The organism is Alistipes sp. i18-0019-D1 (assembly GCF_042852885.1).
Classification (GTDB): Bacteria; Bacteroidota; Bacteroidia; order Bacteroidales; family Rikenellaceae; genus Alistipes.
In genome coordinates this window covers 1,319,674-1,337,864 of the sequence record NZ_AP031424.1, presented here as the reverse complement: position 1 = coordinate 1,337,864, position 18,191 = coordinate 1,319,674, and the positions used below count along the sequence as shown (strand labels likewise).

At 44.7% G+C, this 18,191-nt stretch carries 20 protein-coding genes; 9 read left to right on the top strand and 11 right to left on the bottom strand.

Annotated features, from left to right (window positions below):
- The first annotated feature begins 1 nt into the window (after window position 1).
- The 3 genes from ACGHP5_RS05480 to ACGHP5_RS05470 are packed head-to-tail and all read left to right on the top strand — an operon-like array spanning window position 2 to window position 1,116.
- Window positions 2-301, top strand: a complete 300-nt coding sequence (locus tag ACGHP5_RS05480) for a hypothetical protein (RefSeq protein WP_129614700.1) — start codon at window positions 2-4, stop codon at window positions 299-301.
- A 22-nt stretch (window positions 302-323) separates the two neighbouring features.
- Complete coding sequence (locus tag ACGHP5_RS05475) at window positions 324-530, top strand: hypothetical protein (protein WP_008860768.1); 207 nt, start codon at window positions 324-326, stop codon at window positions 528-530.
- Window positions 523-1,116 carry a DUF6549 family protein gene (locus ACGHP5_RS05470; protein WP_008860767.1) on the top strand — a complete coding sequence of 198 codons (594 nt, stop codon included), beginning with the start codon at window positions 523-525 and terminating at the stop codon, window positions 1,114-1,116. Before ACGHP5_RS05475 ends, ACGHP5_RS05470 begins: the two co-directional genes overlap by 8 nt.
- Window positions 1,117-1,669: 553 nt before the next feature.
- Here ACGHP5_RS05470 and ACGHP5_RS05465 read toward each other — a convergent pair.
- Entirely contained in the window at window positions 1,670-1,966 is a 297-nt protein-coding gene (locus tag ACGHP5_RS05465; protein WP_018665654.1) for a WG repeat-containing protein, read from the bottom strand.
- Between the two features lie 635 nt (window positions 1,967-2,601).
- Between ACGHP5_RS05465 and ACGHP5_RS05460 the strand changes: the two genes are divergently transcribed.
- From ACGHP5_RS05460 to ACGHP5_RS05450, 3 genes are read left to right on the top strand one after another with little or no spacing between them, the layout of a single operon-like run.
- Window positions 2,602-3,210 (top strand): DUF4948 family protein, encoded by a 609-nt coding sequence (locus tag ACGHP5_RS05460; protein WP_009316571.1) that lies wholly within the window; start codon window positions 2,602-2,604, stop codon window positions 3,208-3,210.
- 10 nt (window positions 3,211-3,220) lie between these two features.
- Entirely contained in the window at window positions 3,221-3,502 is a 282-nt protein-coding gene (locus ACGHP5_RS05455) for an Imm17 family immunity protein (protein WP_009316572.1), read from the top strand.
- 4 nt (window positions 3,503-3,506) lie between these two features.
- A complete protein-coding gene (locus tag ACGHP5_RS05450) occupies window positions 3,507-3,902 on the top strand; it encodes a hypothetical protein (RefSeq protein ID WP_018665652.1) in 396 nt (131 codons plus the stop codon).
- Here the strand turns inward: ACGHP5_RS05450 and ACGHP5_RS05445 are convergent.
- Both ACGHP5_RS05445 and ACGHP5_RS05440 read right to left on the bottom strand, forming a co-directional pair.
- Entirely contained in the window at window positions 3,886-4,302 is a 417-nt protein-coding gene (locus ACGHP5_RS05445) for a hypothetical protein (RefSeq protein ID WP_009316573.1), read from the bottom strand. The genes ACGHP5_RS05450 and ACGHP5_RS05445 overlap by 17 nt on opposite strands.
- Window positions 4,303-4,315: 13 nt before the next feature.
- Window positions 4,316-5,146 carry a hypothetical protein gene (locus ACGHP5_RS05440; RefSeq protein WP_009316574.1) on the bottom strand — a complete coding sequence of 277 codons (831 nt, stop codon included), beginning with the start codon at window positions 5,144-5,146 and terminating at the stop codon, window positions 4,316-4,318.
- Window positions 5,147-5,419: 273 nt separating this feature from the next.
- Here ACGHP5_RS05440 and ACGHP5_RS05435 point away from each other — a divergent pair, with 273 nt between their 5' ends.
- Both ACGHP5_RS05435 and ACGHP5_RS05430 read left to right on the top strand, forming a co-directional pair.
- Entirely contained in the window at window positions 5,420-6,178 is a 759-nt protein-coding gene (locus ACGHP5_RS05435; protein WP_005868802.1) for a ParA family protein, read from the top strand.
- Window positions 6,179-6,182: 4 nt separating this feature from the next.
- Window positions 6,183-6,440 (top strand): hypothetical protein, encoded by a 258-nt coding sequence (locus tag ACGHP5_RS05430; protein ID WP_005648607.1) that lies wholly within the window; start codon window positions 6,183-6,185, stop codon window positions 6,438-6,440.
- Window positions 6,441-6,628: 188 nt separating this feature from the next.
- Here ACGHP5_RS05430 and ACGHP5_RS05425 read toward each other — a convergent pair whose 3' ends face one another.
- Genes ACGHP5_RS05425 through ACGHP5_RS05415 form a run of 3 tightly spaced genes read right to left on the bottom strand, consistent with a single transcriptional unit; the run spans window position 6,629 to window position 9,934 of the window.
- Window positions 6,629-7,744: a fimbrillin family protein gene (locus ACGHP5_RS05425; RefSeq protein WP_368136990.1), complete on the bottom strand. Its 1,116-nt coding sequence runs from the start codon at window positions 7,742-7,744 to the stop codon at window positions 6,629-6,631.
- A 43-nt stretch (window positions 7,745-7,787) separates the two neighbouring features.
- The gene (locus tag ACGHP5_RS05420) at window positions 7,788-8,708 is read right to left on the bottom strand and encodes a DUF5119 domain-containing protein (protein WP_120096625.1); all 921 of its coding nucleotides are present in this window, start codon (window positions 8,706-8,708) and stop codon (window positions 7,788-7,790) included.
- Window positions 8,705-9,934, bottom strand: coding sequence for a DUF3575 domain-containing protein (locus ACGHP5_RS05415; RefSeq protein WP_390461219.1), 1,230 nt, complete (start codon window positions 9,932-9,934; stop codon window positions 8,705-8,707). The genes ACGHP5_RS05420 and ACGHP5_RS05415 overlap by 4 nt, the downstream gene beginning before the upstream one ends.
- 294 nt (window positions 9,935-10,228) lie before the next feature.
- Between ACGHP5_RS05415 and ACGHP5_RS05410 the strand changes: the two genes are divergently transcribed.
- On the top strand, window positions 10,229-11,287 hold the full coding sequence (locus tag ACGHP5_RS05410) for a LuxR C-terminal-related transcriptional regulator (protein ID WP_018665648.1): 1,059 nt from the start codon (window positions 10,229-10,231) through the stop codon (window positions 11,285-11,287).
- Window positions 11,288-11,699: 412 nt separating this feature from the next.
- On the opposite strand, the gene ltrA is transcribed toward ACGHP5_RS05410, so the two are convergent.
- The 5 genes from ltrA to ACGHP5_RS05385 all read right to left on the bottom strand — a co-directional run bounded on the left by ltrA (window position 11,700) and on the right by ACGHP5_RS05385 (window position 18,130).
- Window positions 11,700-13,190: a group II intron reverse transcriptase/maturase gene (gene ltrA, locus ACGHP5_RS05405; protein ID WP_115649163.1), complete on the bottom strand. Its 1,491-nt coding sequence runs from the start codon at window positions 13,188-13,190 to the stop codon at window positions 11,700-11,702.
- Window positions 13,191-14,266: 1,076 nt separating this feature from the next.
- Window positions 14,267-14,857, bottom strand: coding sequence for a DUF4948 family protein (locus ACGHP5_RS05400; protein ID WP_009316585.1), 591 nt, complete (start codon window positions 14,855-14,857; stop codon window positions 14,267-14,269).
- A gap of 70 nt (window positions 14,858-14,927) precedes the next feature.
- On the bottom strand, window positions 14,928-15,476 hold the full coding sequence (locus tag ACGHP5_RS05395; RefSeq protein WP_009316586.1) for a hypothetical protein: 549 nt from the start codon (window positions 15,474-15,476) through the stop codon (window positions 14,928-14,930).
- Between the two features lie 144 nt (window positions 15,477-15,620).
- On the bottom strand, window positions 15,621-16,631 hold the full coding sequence (locus tag ACGHP5_RS05390; protein WP_009316587.1) for a hypothetical protein: 1,011 nt from the start codon (window positions 16,629-16,631) through the stop codon (window positions 15,621-15,623).
- Between the two features lie 278 nt (window positions 16,632-16,909).
- Window positions 16,910-18,130 (bottom strand): IS91 family transposase, encoded by a 1,221-nt coding sequence (locus tag ACGHP5_RS05385; RefSeq protein WP_008620106.1) that lies wholly within the window; start codon window positions 18,128-18,130, stop codon window positions 16,910-16,912.
- Window positions 18,131-18,191 lie beyond the last annotated feature (61 nt).

The window sequence follows — 18,191 nt, the reverse complement described above, 5'->3', positions numbered from 1 at the left end:
TATGGAACAACTCAAAGAATTTGTAATGAAGTACTTCAAGCTCATTGTCGTGGTACTCTCGTTCTCGCTGACACTGTACATACAGCATGTCAACAACACCGCCCAAATTGCAGAACTGGAAACCAAATGTATCGGTTTGGAAGTGGAAATCAAGAACCAGTATGACCGTATCAACGCCATGAAGCTGGACAAGTCCGTGTTCGAGGCAACCATGATGCAGCTCAACACGGTACAGAATGACCTGCACGAAATCCGTGCCGATATCCGTGAACTTCTCAAATGTCAGGGAACGCACAAGTAAAAACATCATGGAAAGACCAGTTATGAAAAAGAATGCATACGTTACCATCATCGCTTCGCCTGAACTCTCCGAAATGAGGTTGGACGAACTGGTCGGTCGCCGTGGACTGGTCGTTGAAGACCTCCCGCAGAACCGAAAAAAGAACCGGGGCGGCCTTGTATTGTTGGAAGAAATCTATATGGATGAATTTCTGTGGTTCATCCCCGAAGAATCAGTATCATATGAGTAGATTAAACAGAATACTTCTGGCAACGGTGTTGCTGCTCTGTAGCATCCTCTGGCTGCAGCACCGGCGGACAATACGCCTCACGGAAGAACGCGACCGATTCCGCATGAACAGCACCGCACTGCTTTCCGATGTGAAGCGGATGCAGATCGATTCAGCGACGATGGTCCTCGATGCCAAGGCATTGCGGCTGACTATAGATGAGTATAAAGAGTTCCGTGCCAAGGATGCCGAGACCATCGAAAGGCTAGGCGTGAAAATCAGGAACCTCGAAGTGGCTGCACGGCATGAAGTCGAAGTGAAAGCCCCGATAGATGCCGCCATCCGTGACACGCTCATTATCCGTGATACCGTTCCACTGCTGCGGCAGAAGGTGGAGATGGTTACACCGTATATCCAACTTACCGGGTTGATCGAGAACAAACGGCTCAAAGGCGACATCAAAGTTCCGGTAACCCTCAATCAGGCGGTTTGGGTAGAATACAAGGGATGGTGGTTCTGGAAGCGTGTAAAGGCTATCCATCAGTCCATTTCCAGTGACAACCCGTATGTGGAAATCAGGTATTCGGAATATATACGCATACAGTGAAAGAACATGTGTCTTTTATATGTGAAAAGTTCCTGTGACGCCGGTGCGCCAAGGGACTTTTTGCTTTTAGATGTGTTAAAGGCAGATGAATATTCATGCAATGGTTTCCCCGGGATTAGTTTTCAGGTGAAAAATTAAATAACAGATATATTCATGGCAACAATAAAAGTTAAATTCCGTGCCTCTTCCGTCGAGATGAAGGAAGGCTCGCTCTACTATCAAGTGATTCACAACCGTCTGGCAAGACAAGTACATACCGGCTACAAGCTTTTTCCCTCGGAATGGGATGCCGGCATTTCCGAGATCGTGATGGATTCCGGCACGGAAGGGGGGGCGCAGGAATTACCTGCTCTCCGTGAAGACTGCCCTAGCAGAAAACTTGTCCCGTTTGAGAAGCATCATCGCACAGCAGGGATGTTTTTAGAAAGCCTTTCAAGCTCCCGTCCGTGTTTCGAAACGATAAATATCTATGTATCTGACGCATGTATTGTCTCGTTCATCCATAAACCCAAATCGGTTTCCCTTGCGGCATTTTCAAGTCTCTCAAGTAAGACTATTGTTGTCTGTTTTCTTCACTTCTATTCCCTTTCTTGTCGATGTAATACCATTCGTCGCTTTTCCAATAGTGGTATTCTCCGTCCGAACCCGGCACTTCTTTCATTTCTCCCTTGTCGGTTACTTTTGCCTTGCCGTTCTCGAATGGGAAGCCGAAGGCGAAGCGGGGCTTGATGACCGTCCTGCCGCTTTCGTCCGCGTACCCGATACGCCCTCGCTTGTCCACGATACGGTACAATCCCTCGCTGACATAATCGTTGCCATTGTCACATTGAAACACGCCGTAGTGTTTCATGGAACTGCAACCGCATAATAACATTATCACAATTATCGTTGGAATTTTGCTCATTGTCTAAATTTTAAAATATCAGAACCATAAACTATTACCATTCTTCCCGCTCATTGATACACAAAGAAAAGCCAATAGGCTATGCCCAAATTAATCAGAAACAGACCAAGCGGCAATAGTAACTGAAGCCAGAAATAGTTTTTATCTTTCCTTTCAGGATACCGGCGGTAATAGGCACGCTCCCTCGCTTTGGTAAAGTACTTCTTTTCAATCTTTGAATACACCTCTACTGTTGCCCAGACCCAACCGACAGACAAAGCTGACGGCAGCCACAACGGTATTACCCAGTATAGGAATCTTATTATAAGAAGCGAAGGGACAACAGCGAAAACCCACAAGAAGATAGCATCCAACGGCATAGACCACCTGTTGTGGATGCGTCGTATGCTACCCGTATAATACAGGTAGTCTATTATACTGAACTTATATTTCCGTCTGAAACCCTTCTTCGCTTTTCGTTTTCGCAAAAATACTGTTTTTGCGGCAGACAAAGGACATCCGGCACATTGTTTTTCGGCATAACGTGGTGATTGAGTGGACGAAAAACATTATTTTTGCGTTCGGAATCACGATTATCGGCTATGGCGAGTAGATTTCTGCAAGTATTATTGTCGGCAACTGTAGTGGCTTTCATTGCCGTAGGGTGTGGCAACAGAGGTTTCAATCCTCCGTCTGACGAGGATATGATTCATAATTTCTATGCCCATGAAGATGCGTTTAATGAAATAACCGAAATTCTGTTGAATTGCCCGTATGGCGACATTTACCCTCCGTTCTATCCAATCGGGAGCGCAACGGATTCATTGTGTTTGTCAAGTCTTGGCAATGAAAAATGCACGCGTCTTGATTCCCTGCTTGCATCGGTGGGTGGTAGGAGATTGTATTTCAAAAGCCGGCATACTTTGTGGCAGATTGAACATGGCGATTTTAGCTCAATTCCTCCCATTGAGGAACTGCCCGACACCATTGTTCCAAGCATCTCTATCATTTACTATTCTGCCGGTTGGTCTGTCGGGCCGAGTGTGGACAAGCAGTATGCTTACAGGTTCGCGGAGGACTCAACCTATGCGGTCAATTGGGAACTGAACGACCTGATTGAGCTTGTTAGGAATGATCCGGATGCACCGGGCGGTATGGCATCAAGACACATTGAGGGCGATTGGTATATTGAATTATGGTATGACAAATGATAATTATGCAATGAAAGTTACCGATATATACGAAGCTATGAACAGCAAGGCGGAAGCGTTTTTCGAGTGGTTGCAGGCTCACCCTAAATACGGGTTGCTGTTTGGTGTCGGGTTGCTTGCCCTATGGCTTGCAGGGTTGCTGTTCCGTTGGAAATGGGCATGTGAGTGGCAGTTTCATGGAAAGCTATGGTTCTTTGATGATTGCAAACCCGAAACACGCCGACGGATTAAGATAGTGCTGGTCAGCGTTCTGATTATCCTCATATTGGTCGATTTCTTTGTATGGAGGTGAGAGCATGGATAAGGACAATCGCAAATACCGGTTCTGCTTCATCGACTATATGTGGTATGTAGCCGAAAAATGGAGCGAGCGAGAGCATAACAATCTCAATGGGAGAATGTTGCTTTTCCTATGCTGGCTGTTTGCCATAACCATACCGCTTGGAATACCGCTACTATTTCGCCTTTTCAGTTGGATAATTGCTTTTGCCATAGTAATGATTCTTTGCTTTCTTCCCGACTTATTTTGCCAGCTCCGTTACACAGCCGGGCGGCGTGAAGCGCTCCGTAAATATTACGGAAAGATGAAACACTCCGGCAGGAAGCTCGCCAAAATAGTCCTTATCGTCATCGCCCTGACCGTAGCGAATTTCCCACTAATGTTTCACTTCGGATTTATACATTGGGCATGACAATGCCTGCCACTACCGCCACTGCAATGACAACGGCATAGTACACCTCTATCGCCTTTTTCCAATATAGAGGACGCAAATCAAGTTCTTCTCGGATTTCCATTCTCCAATCAGAAGGTTTGAACTGAAATCCGGAGATGCACCATGCTGCGACAACCGCCCATCCGATCAATATGCCGGTAACTATTTTCTGACCGTTATTCGGGTCGTCTTTTAGCGTAAGTAATGCCACCAAAATTAATGAGAGATAGGGAAGTCCAATTATCCCACCAGCCCGACGCTCCACCCAATCATGCCCCCCTTTCCTTCGCAGCATATCGTAGGCAAGGATGTATGCGGTTTTATGTATCATCGCAATCAAGCGAAATAAATGAGGTCTTCCTGTTTCTGCTCTTTTCATACTTTTGTAGGTTTTAAAATTCCGTATCTTCCGTCCATTCCAGAGAGTCCACCGGACAAAGCCCGGTGTTTCTCACCTCGTACCACCCGGTCAGCAGTACCCTTATGCTGTCCGGCGTATATCCCTTGACCCATGTACATTCGACAAACTTCTGGCTGCCGTCTTGGATTTCATCAAAGGTGGCATGGTTCAATAGCCCTACACGGAACTCTCCTCCCATATCTTCCTCCCTTACCTGCATGACATAGACCGGTTGCCCGTATCGGGATGTGCGACCGTCCTGATTAATCAGATATTGCAAGGCTTCGCTGGGTACTTCCTGACGGGCTCCTACCGTGATATGCAGCGCAAGGTAATCCCTCCACCTTTGCGGAACTTCCGTCCGTGTGTTCTCCACCGGCTCCGCCTTGCGCCCGTCTATCCGCATCAGTGTGCTTGGCAACAGGTACATTTCGGCAATCATCAGAAAGCCGAGGGAGAACAGGAAGAAGTAACATCTGAAGGGGCTGAACCTGCGTCCCTCATAGTGCTGCATGACCGCTTCCCTTCGTGAAAACGGGTATATCCGACCATTCGATAGATAGTGGAGAATTGCGACGATTCCGGCTATCATGGCGACTGTAAACCACTCAAATACCGTGGAGTCGAAAAGGAAATGAGCGGTTGTAAGGAAGATCGGCTCATAGATAAATATCATGATGCAAAGCATCAGCATGGACTCCCCGTCGGGGCGTCTTGGCTCGCCCTTGTAATGCCTCTGTGCCATTTCTCCCAACCAGAACAGGTAGTCGAAGAAATAATAGCGCCGTTGTCGTTCTTGCTCCTTATAGTCCCGTTTCTTCATTCTAAATATAATATTTGGTGGCTAACCGACCTTTAGGGGAGGTTACGCCGTTTGCTATCTACCGTTGTTTGATTTCTTTCGTTTAATATGTCTTTGATTAATTCCGGTACAGAAACAAAACGTACCGAAAGACGGAAACAGGATTTATTTCGGTACGCTTCCCCGATCGGTACAAAAAACACGCAAAAAACGAAAATACTACTTTTAGTCTTTTAGTATATTAGTATTTTGACTATATTTGCGGACATGACAACCATTTAAAAAACTGAATTTATGAGCAAAGCAAAAGTAATCTCCGTATTGAATCACAAGGGGGGAGTAGGAAAGACCACAACCACGATCAACCTGGGCGGTGCGTTACGTCAAAAAGGGTACAAGGTTCTTTTGATCGACCTTGACGGGCAGGCCAACCTGACCGAATCGCTGGGCTTCTCTGCGGAGCTTCCCCAAACGATCTACGGTGCGATGAAAGGCGAATACGACCTGCCGATCTACGAGCATAAGGACGGCCTTAGCGTCGTTCCCTCCTGCCTGGATCTCTCGGCCGTTGAAACGGAGTTAATCAACGAGGCCGGACGGGAGCTTATCTTAGCCCACCTTATCAAGGGCCAAAAGGAGAAATTCGATTATATCCTGATCGACTGTCCCCCCTCGCTGTCGCTGCTCACGCTTAACGCACTGACGGCCTCGGATCGGTTGATTATCCCGGTTCAGGCTCAATTCCTGGCAATGCGTGGAATGGCCAAACTTATGCAGGTCGTCCACAAGGTGCAGCAACGTTTGAACTCGGATCTTTCGATAGCCGGGGTTCTGATAACCCAGTACGACGGAAGAAAGAACCTGAACAAGAGCGTTTCGGAACTGGTACAGGAAACATTCCAGGGCAAAGTGTTCAGCACCCATATACGCAACGCCATTACGCTGGCCGAAGCCCCGACACAAGGGCAGGATATTTTTCACTATGCCCCCAAATCTGCCGGGGCAGAGGACTACGAAAAGGTATGTAACGAACTGCTAACAGAAATAAAGTAACCATATGGCAAAGAAGAACGATTTAAAAAACAGTATGTCGGCCGGGCTGACCGGGGGATTAGACAGCCTGATCCAATCCACGGCCGGGCAAAAAGAGGCTCAAAAGCCGAAGAAAGCGAAAACCGTGCATTGTAATTTTGTCATGGACGAAACCTATCACCAGAACTTAAAGCTGATCGCGATCCGCAAAGGCGATTCGCTAAAATCGGTATTGCAAGAGGCTATATCTGACTACTTGGATAAAAACAGTTCCCTGCTATAACAGCGTATCGGGAATATACAGGGCAAACACTCCACAAAAGAAATTCTCCAGGAAAAAGGTACGCAAAAAGCACCCCTACACATCAAAAAGTATATTGAAAATGCGATTCCCTATAAAGAACCCGTTGGCGGGATTAATCTTGCGTATGTTTAACCTGCCAACGGGTACGATATTGATAAACTTTTTGTTTAAGGTTTAACGTTTACGTTGCTATTTGCATCAACCCAGCCTGTTGTCTCTGCATCAAACTGGATCGGATTCAACACAGCCTCTCCCTGATCAGTATAACCACCACCGAAAATCAACGTGTAGATATGACGCTTGCCCTGTTCCCATGTATCTCCGAACGGAACATAAATTGTTTTGTATTCGCTTGCTGAACCCAACAGATAAGCTCCGGACTGCCGGATTTTGCAGGCGATCTCCAGATAACATTGCTTCGCATCGTCGGCACCCTTCTTGGTTTTGCTGGCTCCGGAAACAGTCCAAGCAGTCAGCTCCTGTGGTATATTCAGCATAGGAGAATTTGTGGTAATATCGGTAGCTTCGGTATTGCTATTGACCGTGATGTTTGCGTTTTTCACTACGGTAAATGCGTGTGGAAATACTAAATCAGACGAACTCCAACTTCCCGTTCCATCGGCTGCCGCAGGCAATGTGAAGGCGCCGGCAAATTTGAAATTATGAATCTTGATCACGTCGATGTCCACCTGCATGTTATCGTATTGGGTCTTTGCTTTGAATACGACCTGTGACAGAATATGTTTGAAATTAAATTTCACTATTCCGTTGTTCATGTCTTTTGTCTGGCCTTTGGCCATGGCATACATCACGTCGTAGTTTGCATGAGTACCGGCTCCATACTCATCCATGCAGGTATAACTTATCTTTTGGACATCCTTGGTGGCTTCCCAACTATAAAACACCATCATGTCTTCACTAACCGTTCCGGGATTGAACGCGTAAAAGTCCAAAGCCTCGGTAGGCCAATAACGAAGGTCGCTCGCATTGTCATAATCCCACTTACCATTTTTGTACACGATCTTCACTCCGTCATGTCCAAATTCCGTGTCTACCTTTCCCATGAAGGCAGTACCATCCCCCGTAAAAGCGAACACGTCGAAATCGGTGTTCTTCAAGTTGTCGGGGGTAGTAGGGGTAGCCCTCGTTTCCGCCGCATTACTTAACACGTTAAAACCAATCGCATTCCGTGAGGAGGTTTCCACATTCGCAATCTCCTCGTCTGAGCAACCCATCAACAATGTTCCAAAGATTGCCCCAAGCATTACTGTACTTTTTTTCATAAAATGAATAAAATTGTTAATAAATATAATTAATAAAACTCGATTACAACACTATATCCACATTCACATCATCCCAATCATCAACGTCCACATCAAATCCCGGACCGCCACTTCCCGGCTCGGATGGTACCTCATAATCAAAATTCAACACCAGATGCACATCACCGACATGCCCCGCTACCGGGACATCATGCACTTGGTCGCTCACGTCCTGTTCCAATACAGACATGCTGCCGGAACGGTTCTTGAGATACAGCCGGAAAACATTGGGCTCTCCTTCAAGTGCGGAATGTCCAAACGTATAGAATCCGCCTATAATCTGATTCCGTGAAACCATTCCATCAAAGAGCAGGCTCTCCGAAAGACCGGCGGGCAAACTGTCGCCGGACATGTTAAGCGAGCCGGACATGCCGGAAAGAGCAGCCCGCAAATCCGCCACCCTATCCAGTCCCCGAAGACCGTTCACCTCATACGTGTAGTGACATACCATGTTTACGGGAGTTAGCCGTACTATCTCCGCGCTTCCTCCCGGAATGTCCTTGAGGATAACTCTGTCTATATGGTCGCCACACAGCCAGGGTGGGGTGACAGCCATTGTCCGGTTATCCGGCGACCGAACATCACGCGTATCGGCAGTAAAAAGCGTGTAACTGCCGTTTTCTTTCCAAACCATCCCGTCGGTATCGTAGTTGAAGCAAATTACCCGGTAATCATTCTCGGGGAGCTCCACTTCCCCATCCTCTCCTCCGGGGAAATCAAATATCCACGTGTTGCTTTCATCGTCGGTCGGATAAAATACGACCCTCATGCCTTCAGGCTTGTCATGATTGGAAATCTTGGTCCAGTCGAATACTACCCGCACCTTGGCAAAGTGCGGATGATCGTAACATAAATCCTTATGCTCACAAGCCGTCAGTCCTATCCATAAAAATATGAACACCAGACAAAAGCGTATCCGTATCACTGCCTGCCTCCTTTCTTCTCGTTGTAGTTGCCACGGCCGATCAACCACACCAAAGAGATACCCGCCTTGGTCGGGCCGAACCAGCGGCGTTTTTTAGTGGTCTGCCATACATAGTGACCGTCCAAAGGGATGTACTCCTTGTACGATCCTCCAAGGTAGCCGATTCCCAACGTGAAATCCACATTGAACCGATGTCCCACAGGTAACGAGTAGCCGTAAGCCACGCCTCCCCCGTAACTCCATTTATCCCCCAAGTAACCTTTCCCACCCAATTCGAAATCATAGGTGACGATCTGCCCGTACAATCCGACATGATGCCCGGAAAACGGTTTTTCCACCGCTCTCCGACCGAACCAGCGGCGCAACTCCACATCTCCCCCATAGATACGCCAATAATTATGCTTCCGATCACTTTTCCACCAGGCATACATCCAATTCCCGGCCACAGACCAGTTCTTCCCCAAACAGAACTCAACCCCGATGTCAGGTATCAAAACAGCGTCATAAAGCAAGTTTGTTTTCACCGCCATGCAAAACGGCCGTTTCTTTACCGGAGCTATGACGGTAACGGTATCACGGATGCACAACGTATCACGTGTATGTATATATACCGTATCTCTGACGGGATTTATCGGATCACTATCATAGCATATTTTCACCATCGACGAACGAAGTTTCGGAAAATGGAATTTATACAAATATGAGTATGGCCTCCCCCCTTTCAGTCTTTTCAGTTCTCCCTCCAAATAAGGGCTGTCCTGGTTTTCCAAACGGACGATCTTCTCCAACAAACGAAGGACATCCTCCCTCTCCGGAACATTCACATCCGCTCTCACCATCGTTATAAGTCCGTTCCAGTCGCTTCCCGAAAAATGAAAATCCCTCTCCAATACCGGAATCTTTATATAAGGTGATATATACCGCCACAAAACCTCTGCTCGTTTTTCAGACAGCCTTCCATTCAACAGCCCCCCTCCTTCCGGGGAAGCTCCTCCTATTATTTGAATTTTCCTGATAAGACGGACGGAGTCGTTCAATGCGGAACAGATTTTAGCAAACCGCTCCATCTCGTTCCCATTGTCAAGTAAACATGTATCTATATTTACCTTTCCTTGATGAAAATAGATCCTTACCGAATCACGCTTCTCCTGAGCGGATATTTCTCCGCTTATACTCAACACGAGCACGAACAATACACATTTAATATAAAAACCTCTTTTCGTCATTTAATCATTTGTTAATATGACAATCCAAACCCAGGCTTTTACACCCCCTTGAATTTCGACCGCAAAAATACACACTTATAAACCAGCTTCCAAAGCAAAAAACAAACATTTTAAACTTATAAATACTTAAAAAGACGACCACACAACAACTACAACACTTACCATAGCAGCCAATCATGCTTACACAACAACTAAAAATACTTAACATCATAAAGAAAAGTACTTAAACATACAAAAAAACAGTTATCTTTGCAAGAAACATCATACTTAATAACACTTAAAACAATAAAATACATGATATTCAGCACAAAAGCCGCCTCTTTTCTAAGTTCAATAAAAACTCAAACTTACGACAAAAAAGAAAGAGAAATGATAATAACGTATCAACAAAAACGAGTCTTTCATCTATCCCTGCTCATGCTGGTCTTATGCGCACCCATATACATATATTCAGTTCCATTTCCCAATGAACAGTTTTATTATATTAACAGCGTATTATTCCTGTTTATCATTATGTGCACTCTCGCTTATTTTAAAAAGAGAGTAAATCTGACCACGACCTTTTCCATTATACTGATAGCCATACATATCGAGATTTTTATCGAAATAATTTATTGCTCAATATGTAGCGGATATGAATATAGTTATCAAAGAGCATTGATAATGAGTAACATTACTATCTCTCTCTTATTTACCATGCTTTCCATCTGTGCCTATATGAGTAATATCTCCATCCTATTGTCCTCCCTTACCATAGCTTCCTATACAATCTGCACACTTATCACCGACGAACCGTTCCTATACAGTTATCTGCCTTTGATCATCATCATATACACCATGATCCCCTTATTAGGAAGATCCTTACACAGTAATATCAGCAGCTTGCTAAAAAGTAGCAACTTGCTAAAAGAGGAAGAGGAAATGCTTTTGAAACGTCTCCAAATGAAAAAGGAAGAACTATTCGCGTTCGCCGAGTTGTTAAGCGAGAATAACCCGGAAGAAAAGACAAGCTCCCTGTTAAACATAATAGGGGAACAATCCAAAGAAAATCTTTTTACAGCCCTTGCCGCATACCAGAAAAAGGAAAAAAGTAAACTTGATACAATCAGGAGAATATATCCCAATTTATCCCCGTCCGAATTAAACATCTGCCGTTTAATACTGCAAGACAAGACCGTCAGCCAAATATGCGAATTATTACATCGGAGTAGCGGAAACATAACCAGCCAACGAGCGAACATACGTGCCAAACTCGGACTGAAAAAAAGCGACAATTTAAAAGAAGCATTACAAGAACGCATGAGGCTGTATGAAGAAGAACACCGGCAAGAGGACTTTTCAGCCATGCGTTAGGGATTGCAGAGTAAAGCCCACAGCCTTTAGGCGAGGACTTGAAACGTAAAGCCCGACCGTCCCACGGGAACGCCCAAAAGAAAAAAAATCCCCCGAACATTCCTGACCTTGTGATAATGCTCCCATGTTATTTCTCCCAACCAAAACAGATAGTCGAAGAAATAATAATGTCGTTCTTGCTCTTTATATTCCTGTTTCTTCATTCTAAACATAATGTTCGGCAGCCAATCGCTGTTTATGGCAATCTTTTCATTTCGTTATGTAGGTCGGCGGCATTACTGCCGCTTTCCCCATTAAGAACTGTACGTGCGACTTTCACCGCATACAGCTCCGATAATTCTAAATTTAATTCTCATAAAATTAAATCGGCTCATAATCATCTTGCGATGACTTGTCTCCGATAAGGTTTTCTTCACGCACGTTGACGGGCACTCTTGAGTTTCCGTCTTTCGAAGTATTCGTCCCATAATGGGTCAAACGGATTGGCTTCGCATTTTATCTTTATGTGTCGCTTGATTGGAATATCAGTCAGTTTATCTAATGTGAACTTCTCCTTTATTCCTCCACATACATATTCAAAACCGAAAATCCAGTTCCTGCCACTTTCATGGATAAAATACTTCTTCCTTATCCATTCCCTTGACTTATTGGTATGTCTGCGATATGACCATCTTTTCAGTTGATTTATTAAGATATGGTCGTATCGGCAGAACACTTTCTTTGATACCACATGGCTGTAGTAGTTACCCCATCCCTTTATTATAGGATTTAGCTTCTCTATCAACTCCTGCTGTGATAGTGCCTTACCTTTGGTCAGCACAACCTCATGCAGTTTGTCAGTGAAACGTTTCTGACTTTTCTTTGACGGCTTTATTAACAATGTTCCGTTGTACTTCCGTACATTGAAGCCTAAGAAATCAACTCCCTCACTGATATGTGTTATCAGTGTCTTCTCTTCGGATAGTGTAAGTCCTCTTTCCTTTAAAAAGGCTGTCAACATTCCCTTTATTTCAAGTAATGTCTCCTTTCTGTCAGCTGTGACAATGAAGTCATCCGCATATCTTACGAGATTGACTTTGGGGCAGTACATCTTTCCATTCACGCAACTTGCCTTATACTTCTCTTTGAGCATTCTTTCCATACCGTCAAGAGTTGCATTTGCAAGTGTCGGTGATATGATGCCACCCTGCGGTGTACCTTCAATAGTCGGTTGAAGTAGCTTGTTGAATACAACTCCACTTTTAAGCCATTTCCTTAATATCTGCCTGTCGATTCGTACGTTATCGAGAAGCCATTCATGGCTGATATGGTCGAAGCAGCCTTTTATGTCTCCCTCCAATATCCATTCGGGAGAGCAATCCTTGCTTAGCCATCTGTGGAGTGCGTCTATCGCATCTGCCGTACTTCTGAACTTTCTGAATCCGTAGGAGTTTGCATCCGCTTCATTCTCCGTTATGGGTTCCAGGGCCATAAGGTACAGCGCCTGCATGGCTCTGTCTTTCATGGTCGGTATTCCCAACGGTCTTGTCTTGCCGTTTGTCTTAGGTATGTTAACCCTTTTCAATGGGAGGGCTTTATATCCTCTCCGTGTCAAAGAACGTATAGCTTCTATTTTCCTGGCATCGGTATCCCACTTTATGTGGTCAACCCCTGCCGTGCGTTTACCTTTATTGGATGTCACTTTCCTTACCGCCAATGCCTTGGCTTCGAACGAAGTGACAAGTAAGAACTGCAAGGCTTTCACCTTGTTGTACCTCTTTCCTGTATGAGCCTTTGCTATTCGGATTTGCAGCTTTCTAACCTTGCATTCACACTTATGAAAGTCAATGTCTTTCCATGTAGTGTTATCCTTGGCTGAAGATGCACACTCGGCTTTCGCCTCGCTCCTTTGCTGTTTCTTCATTTCATTAAAGTTCTACAATCGTTTCACAAAGAATTACCCTGCGGAAGTCTGCCTGCTTTCGCATGAGGTGACGTTCAAACCTCTATCCTCCGCATTACACGGAAGCGTTCGCTTTCTCCGCAATCCTTTACCCGCACCTCATTCGGCTTCTCTTGCGATTGGCTTACCTGTTATATATAGGCAGGAGAGATACGGGCTTACCAAGTTCCATACAAGTAACTGACGACCAACTTAGAGTCCGCCCGTCCACCGGCAGTATTACATCCGTGTAGTCCTATTAAACAGAGAACTAACCTGACTGCCCGCCTTTTTGGCTATAGCTTGTAAATATCCGTAAGCTATTCATTTGTTACGATGGTGCAGCGGTTCACATACGTTACTCATATCGGTCAGCCTAACAGCCTATGCATTGGATATTTCTGCATAGAACCATATTGTCAAGAGGGCTTCACACCAAACAATTACTCGTAAAGCATGCCTCTTTAGGCTACTGTTGACGGAACAACAGGTTCAGACATCATGCTGAACAATTACTTGTACGACTTCTTGTCGCACGCTCAATTACAAATATATATCATAAGGAAGAAACTTCAGAACATTCGGTCTTCCTTTTTTCTATGGTATGCTCAAAAGCATTTTTTGGGGATGCTTGTTTGGACGTTCTCCCTAAGGTCGGTGGAGCTGTCTCGCCCGAAAGTTTCCCGGCGTTTAATCGTTAGTTAGGGACAATAAAGCAAACCCCTATCCATAAATGACTATACAATTCCAACAACATCGAAGTAGTGTCAGTACAAAATGTACCAACAGTATTTTTCCGCTATACTTGAAACGATAGCAGGCAGATGCGACAAAGCCGATGGCACTCCAACCAATCGCCACCCGGCTTGTAAAGATATAGTTTTCGGAAGATTCATAGCTCCAACCTAATCCTTCACAACCTATCGGGTAAAGTTCCGGATGCTTTGAGAATTGTATAGAATCACTGACAACCATCCACAGCAATAGCAGACAGCATAGTCCCCACAATATCCTTAATACCAATCTTGATTTCATATTGTTTTGTTCATCATTTCAGGTTATCGTAAATGGTCTAACTCGATGTACCAACCTTCCTTGATGGGCTTGTAAAGCGTGGTGTCGTTGTACGTCCTGCGGTAGATCTCGTTTAGGTCGCCATGTTCGGTGATACGGATATTCCGACGGCTTCTCAATCCGGGATCGTAAACGAAACTCTTGGACGTTCCTGCATCTACGATACTGTGGGAGTAGTACGGCATAAAAAGGCTCACATATACCGAATCTGCCGTTTCCCATTCCCTGCGATCAACAAGGATAAAACCGCATCCAATCTCTGATAACAGGGAGTCGAGTAGGATTCGGTCTGGCTTTAACAGCCCATATACCGGGATGTCTTGTTCGTCATTTGATTCATAGGATGTATCACTTTGCTCTATTGAATCAAGTATAATGATCCCGTCAGGAGAAAGTGGCGGGTAGTGAAAACTACCTTCTGAACTCTCTGACATGATTTCGTACACCTTACGGAACGCCGCCTCGTGCGTGGCAAAGTGGCGTATCATTTCCTCATCGCTTGGCGGCATAGGCGGTTCTCCGCAGCTTGCAAGAAATAGTGTAATAAGAACCCCGATTACGTAATACATTCTCATGTTCTTCCAGTCTTATAACTACTTTAATAAGTAAATTAAGAAATTGCTTTCGCTATTTTGCCATTGAGTTTTACTTTCTCTTAAAATCGTATTTGGAATAAATCATGTCAAAATTTTCATTCTGTTCCCATGAATATCCGTAGAGAAAGAGCAACGTGTTTTCTGCTCCGCACAAAACCTCTGTCAAACCGTTATCGGACAAGATTTCTTTTACCTTTGGATATGTTAGATTAGGTAACTCAATGTTTAATAGCGATGAAATGTGATCGCGTTGGGCATCATCTATATTCAAGTGGATGGCAGTAACGTTTGGCGGGACAGGGAGTTGTGATGTCTCAAATTTTATTTCATCATCAGGATGTTCCTTGAAATACTTTTCAATCTTTCTCATAACAGCTTTGGTTACATGTTGGCACAGCGACAAATCACATGTGGACATTTCCATGTTAAATTTGAATGTATTGTTGAAAGCTTTCTGTAGCACAGCTTCAACACCAATTGGTTCGCCTTTGTGCAACCTGTCACAATCGAATGGTGAGTACTTCGGATGCAACTCTTTCACTTTCCAATAACCCGTTCTATATTGTGTAACCCAATCTCCAATATTGATTTTTTTCATGGCATTATTTTTTTTGTTCAATCTTTTCCTTCAAGCTTTGAATGTTCAGCAGGGAATGGCTTACCGTTATCCTGCGTTGTTATCAGTATTATATCTTTTTCATTATTTAATCTAATGGTTCTTAGTTTATTGTAGTTAAAACAATTATTCTAATTGTGTGTCTGTCTTCATTTCTCTCTGTTTGCTTTCCCTTATCGCATCTATCTCTTTATAGGTGTCGTCCACAATTTGATGGGATTCCGTATTTAGTTTCTTTGCATATTCCTGAACAATAGAATTTATTTCATGATAAATCCAGGCGGCTACAATCAGTATTGCAAAGACAGCCAATATTTTCTTTATCGGTTTGAAGCGGAGCAGATAACCTAAGAAGGCAAACAAGATATAAGCGATGTATATATACCCGGTATTGAGAGTCCTGCCAAAATATTCCAGTCTATGACGTCGCAGTTCGTTTGAAGTTTCCCATGCACCGATTGCGTGCTGGTACAATTCTGTATGTGCTACCAACCTCAGACTGTCTTCGTTGGCAACAGGATGAACGGCATCTTGATACACAACTCCGATTTCTCTCAATCGGTAGCTGTCATAGGCTTTTGATGCTAAGGTATCCGGAAGTATTGAGAGCAGCAGACCGCATGTGTCAATATCAGCCTGAAAAGATGTTTCAAGAGAATCAATCTGGGCTATCAGCTTTGTTTTAGACATAGACATCGGCTTTTTGTTCAATATCTGTTCTATGCTTATACCGTACTTGTCCGCCAGTGACCGGGGATAGCTGTGGTTCATATCAACTATTTTTCCGACGGATATGACCATCATCTGTGGACGCACAAACCAGTCATAATAATAAGTCATTGCCGACAAAGGAAGGACAAGAATCAGACCGATTGCCAATGTCCGGAAAAAACCGGTCCACTTTTCTCTATCCATAGCCCAAAAGACCAGGAAGGTTGCAACGCTCAAACTGTATGGAATCAGAGATGTAAATGCTGTCAGTCCTAGCTGCACACAAAAGCTAAGAGCTTCTTCTGTAGGCAGATCATAAAATGTACCTTTGTTCACTTCCTTGATTACAAGTCCCGCAAAGCCACACGCCACAGCGATAGTAAAAATCACAATAAAATAGATGCAATTCTTCTTCAAATGTTTCATATTCTTTTTACTGATAATGTTTAGAGGATAGCCGACCGTTTAGGGCGGTTCATCCTCATGTTCGAGACAATTTTTATTTCCTTTATTACATACTATATAGAACTTCAATTTTTGACTGCTGTTTCCGGCAGAAAGAGGTGTGAAGTTCATGCCCGCACCCCGTTCGTTTCATTACTGCTCTTATCCGTATTTCATTCATTTTTCAGTTCTCCTTTCTTTCTTTTCATGGGATTTCACTGTTCTTGTTCACGGCAGGACATAGCTATCCCATGTTGCTGTCATGCCGCTTTTTTCCGGTGTATGTCGCAATGCTCCAGTATTACCGTGTATGTCATGCCGCCACCCGTTACCGTAGTGTGGCTGTAAACTCTCGTCCGTCCGCAACGCTCGCAGAAATACGGGTTTTCATATCCGCTTTCTGCCTGTTGCAACTCGGCTTCCTCTATCTCGCTTTCATCCTGCCCGAAGTATTCTTCCGGCAGGCTGCCTTTATTGGAATAGAAGCCGTAGTACCTCACGATGCGGAAATAGCGCAGTGGAACGTGTTGCAGCAGCCGGGGGAAGAACTCCCGGTAATGCAGCGTCAGTTCCTTTTCAACCGGGTTCCTCCTGTCGGGTGAGTTTTTGTAATCACGGTAACGGAATGAAATGTTTTCGCCGTCCATTGCCGTAATCTTGTATTCACTCAGGCACGCCCGTTTGGAATATCTGCCCACATATTGTATCACCTGTTCCGGCATCTGTATGGGTGGTTCCAAATGCACTATCCAGTCCTTTTTGTTTGCCACTTTTTTGATGAAGCCCATAAACTCCATGCGGTCACGGAAGTCATGCTCCAGCCTGCCCGCATCGAACAACTCTATCAGGGCGTGTTCAAACTTGTAGCGGAATACCTTACAGATAGAGGGGATATGCACGTAGTCATGTTCGGGGATGACTATCTTACCGTCGTTATCTATGCCGCCCCATGACATAATCATGTGCGTATGTACATGGAGCTGTTTCGTTTCCCCGTAGGTATGTAGTACGGCAATTACCCCGGTTTTCAAGCCGAACTTGTGCATCATCCAGTCTTTCAGCGTTTCAGCCGAAGTACGCATCAGTATATTCAGCATTTCTTTCCTGTTGCGCTTCACCAAGTCCAGCAGGATATGCGGCAAGGTCATCACCACATGGCGGTGTGGCACCCGCAGCATCTTTTCTTTCATGCGTGCCGCCCATTTCAGCGTGTCACGCCAGCCGCATGACGGGCAAAAACGGTGTTTGCAACTATGGCTGATTTCCCGTACTTCCCCACAATCGGGACAAACGTATGTATCTATCCCCAAAGTGGTTGTGCGACATACACGGATAGCGTTCACCGCCTTGTACTGTTCGGGGGTGATGTACTCCGCCGGGTGCTGTGCGTATTCGTCCCACCACCGATTGAAGAAATCGGACAAGCGGTACTTCTTTTCTTTGCAACCGTCTGTATATATGTCGTTTAGCACTTCTTTCATAGCTCGCACACAAATCCTTTTTTACTCCATTTTAATATCTAATCATTTGATTATTAGTTGT

Coding starts and splice junctions, on each gene's coding strand:
- ACGHP5_RS05400 (WP_009316585.1), bottom strand. CDS start 14,857: ATGAGAATGTATTACGTAATCGGGGTTCTTATTACACTATTTCTTGCA.
- ACGHP5_RS05455 (WP_009316572.1), top strand. CDS start 3,221: ATGAAAGTTACCGATATATACGAAGCTATGAACAGCAAGGCGGAAGCG.
- ACGHP5_RS05460 (WP_009316571.1), top strand. CDS start 2,602: ATGGCGAGTAGATTTCTGCAAGTATTATTGTCGGCAACTGTAGTGGCT.
- ACGHP5_RS05470 (WP_008860767.1), top strand. CDS start 523: ATGAGTAGATTAAACAGAATACTTCTGGCAACGGTGTTGCTGCTCTGT.
- ACGHP5_RS05415 (WP_390461219.1), bottom strand. CDS start 9,934: ATGACGAAAAGAGGTTTTTATATTAAATGTGTATTGTTCGTGCTCGTG.
- ACGHP5_RS05435 (WP_005868802.1), top strand. CDS start 5,420: ATGAGCAAAGCAAAAGTAATCTCCGTATTGAATCACAAGGGGGGAGTA.
- ACGHP5_RS05390 (WP_009316587.1), bottom strand. CDS start 16,631: ATGAAACATTTGAAGAAGAATTGCATCTATTTTATTGTGATTTTTACT.
- ltrA (WP_115649163.1), bottom strand. CDS start 13,190: ATGAAGAAACAGCAAAGGAGCGAGGCGAAAGCCGAGTGTGCATCTTCA.
- ACGHP5_RS05385 (WP_008620106.1), bottom strand. CDS start 18,130: ATGAAAGAAGTGCTAAACGACATATATACAGACGGTTGCAAAGAAAAG.
- ACGHP5_RS05480 (WP_129614700.1), top strand. CDS start 2: ATGGAACAACTCAAAGAATTTGTAATGAAGTACTTCAAGCTCATTGTC.
- ACGHP5_RS05430 (WP_005648607.1), top strand. CDS start 6,183: ATGGCAAAGAAGAACGATTTAAAAAACAGTATGTCGGCCGGGCTGACC.
- ACGHP5_RS05425 (WP_368136990.1), bottom strand. CDS start 7,744: ATGAAAAAAAGTACAGTAATGCTTGGGGCAATCTTTGGAACATTGTTG.
- ACGHP5_RS05445 (WP_009316573.1), bottom strand. CDS start 4,302: ATGAAAAGAGCAGAAACAGGAAGACCTCATTTATTTCGCTTGATTGCG.
- ACGHP5_RS05450 (WP_018665652.1), top strand. CDS start 3,507: ATGGATAAGGACAATCGCAAATACCGGTTCTGCTTCATCGACTATATG.
- ACGHP5_RS05440 (WP_009316574.1), bottom strand. CDS start 5,146: ATGAAGAAACGGGACTATAAGGAGCAAGAACGACAACGGCGCTATTAT.
- ACGHP5_RS05475 (WP_008860768.1), top strand. CDS start 324: ATGAAAAAGAATGCATACGTTACCATCATCGCTTCGCCTGAACTCTCC.
- ACGHP5_RS05465 (WP_018665654.1), bottom strand. CDS start 1,966: ATGAAACACTACGGCGTGTTTCAATGTGACAATGGCAACGATTATGTC.
- ACGHP5_RS05395 (WP_009316586.1), bottom strand. CDS start 15,476: ATGAAAAAAATCAATATTGGAGATTGGGTTACACAATATAGAACGGGT.
- ACGHP5_RS05410 (WP_018665648.1), top strand. CDS start 10,229: ATGATATTCAGCACAAAAGCCGCCTCTTTTCTAAGTTCAATAAAAACT.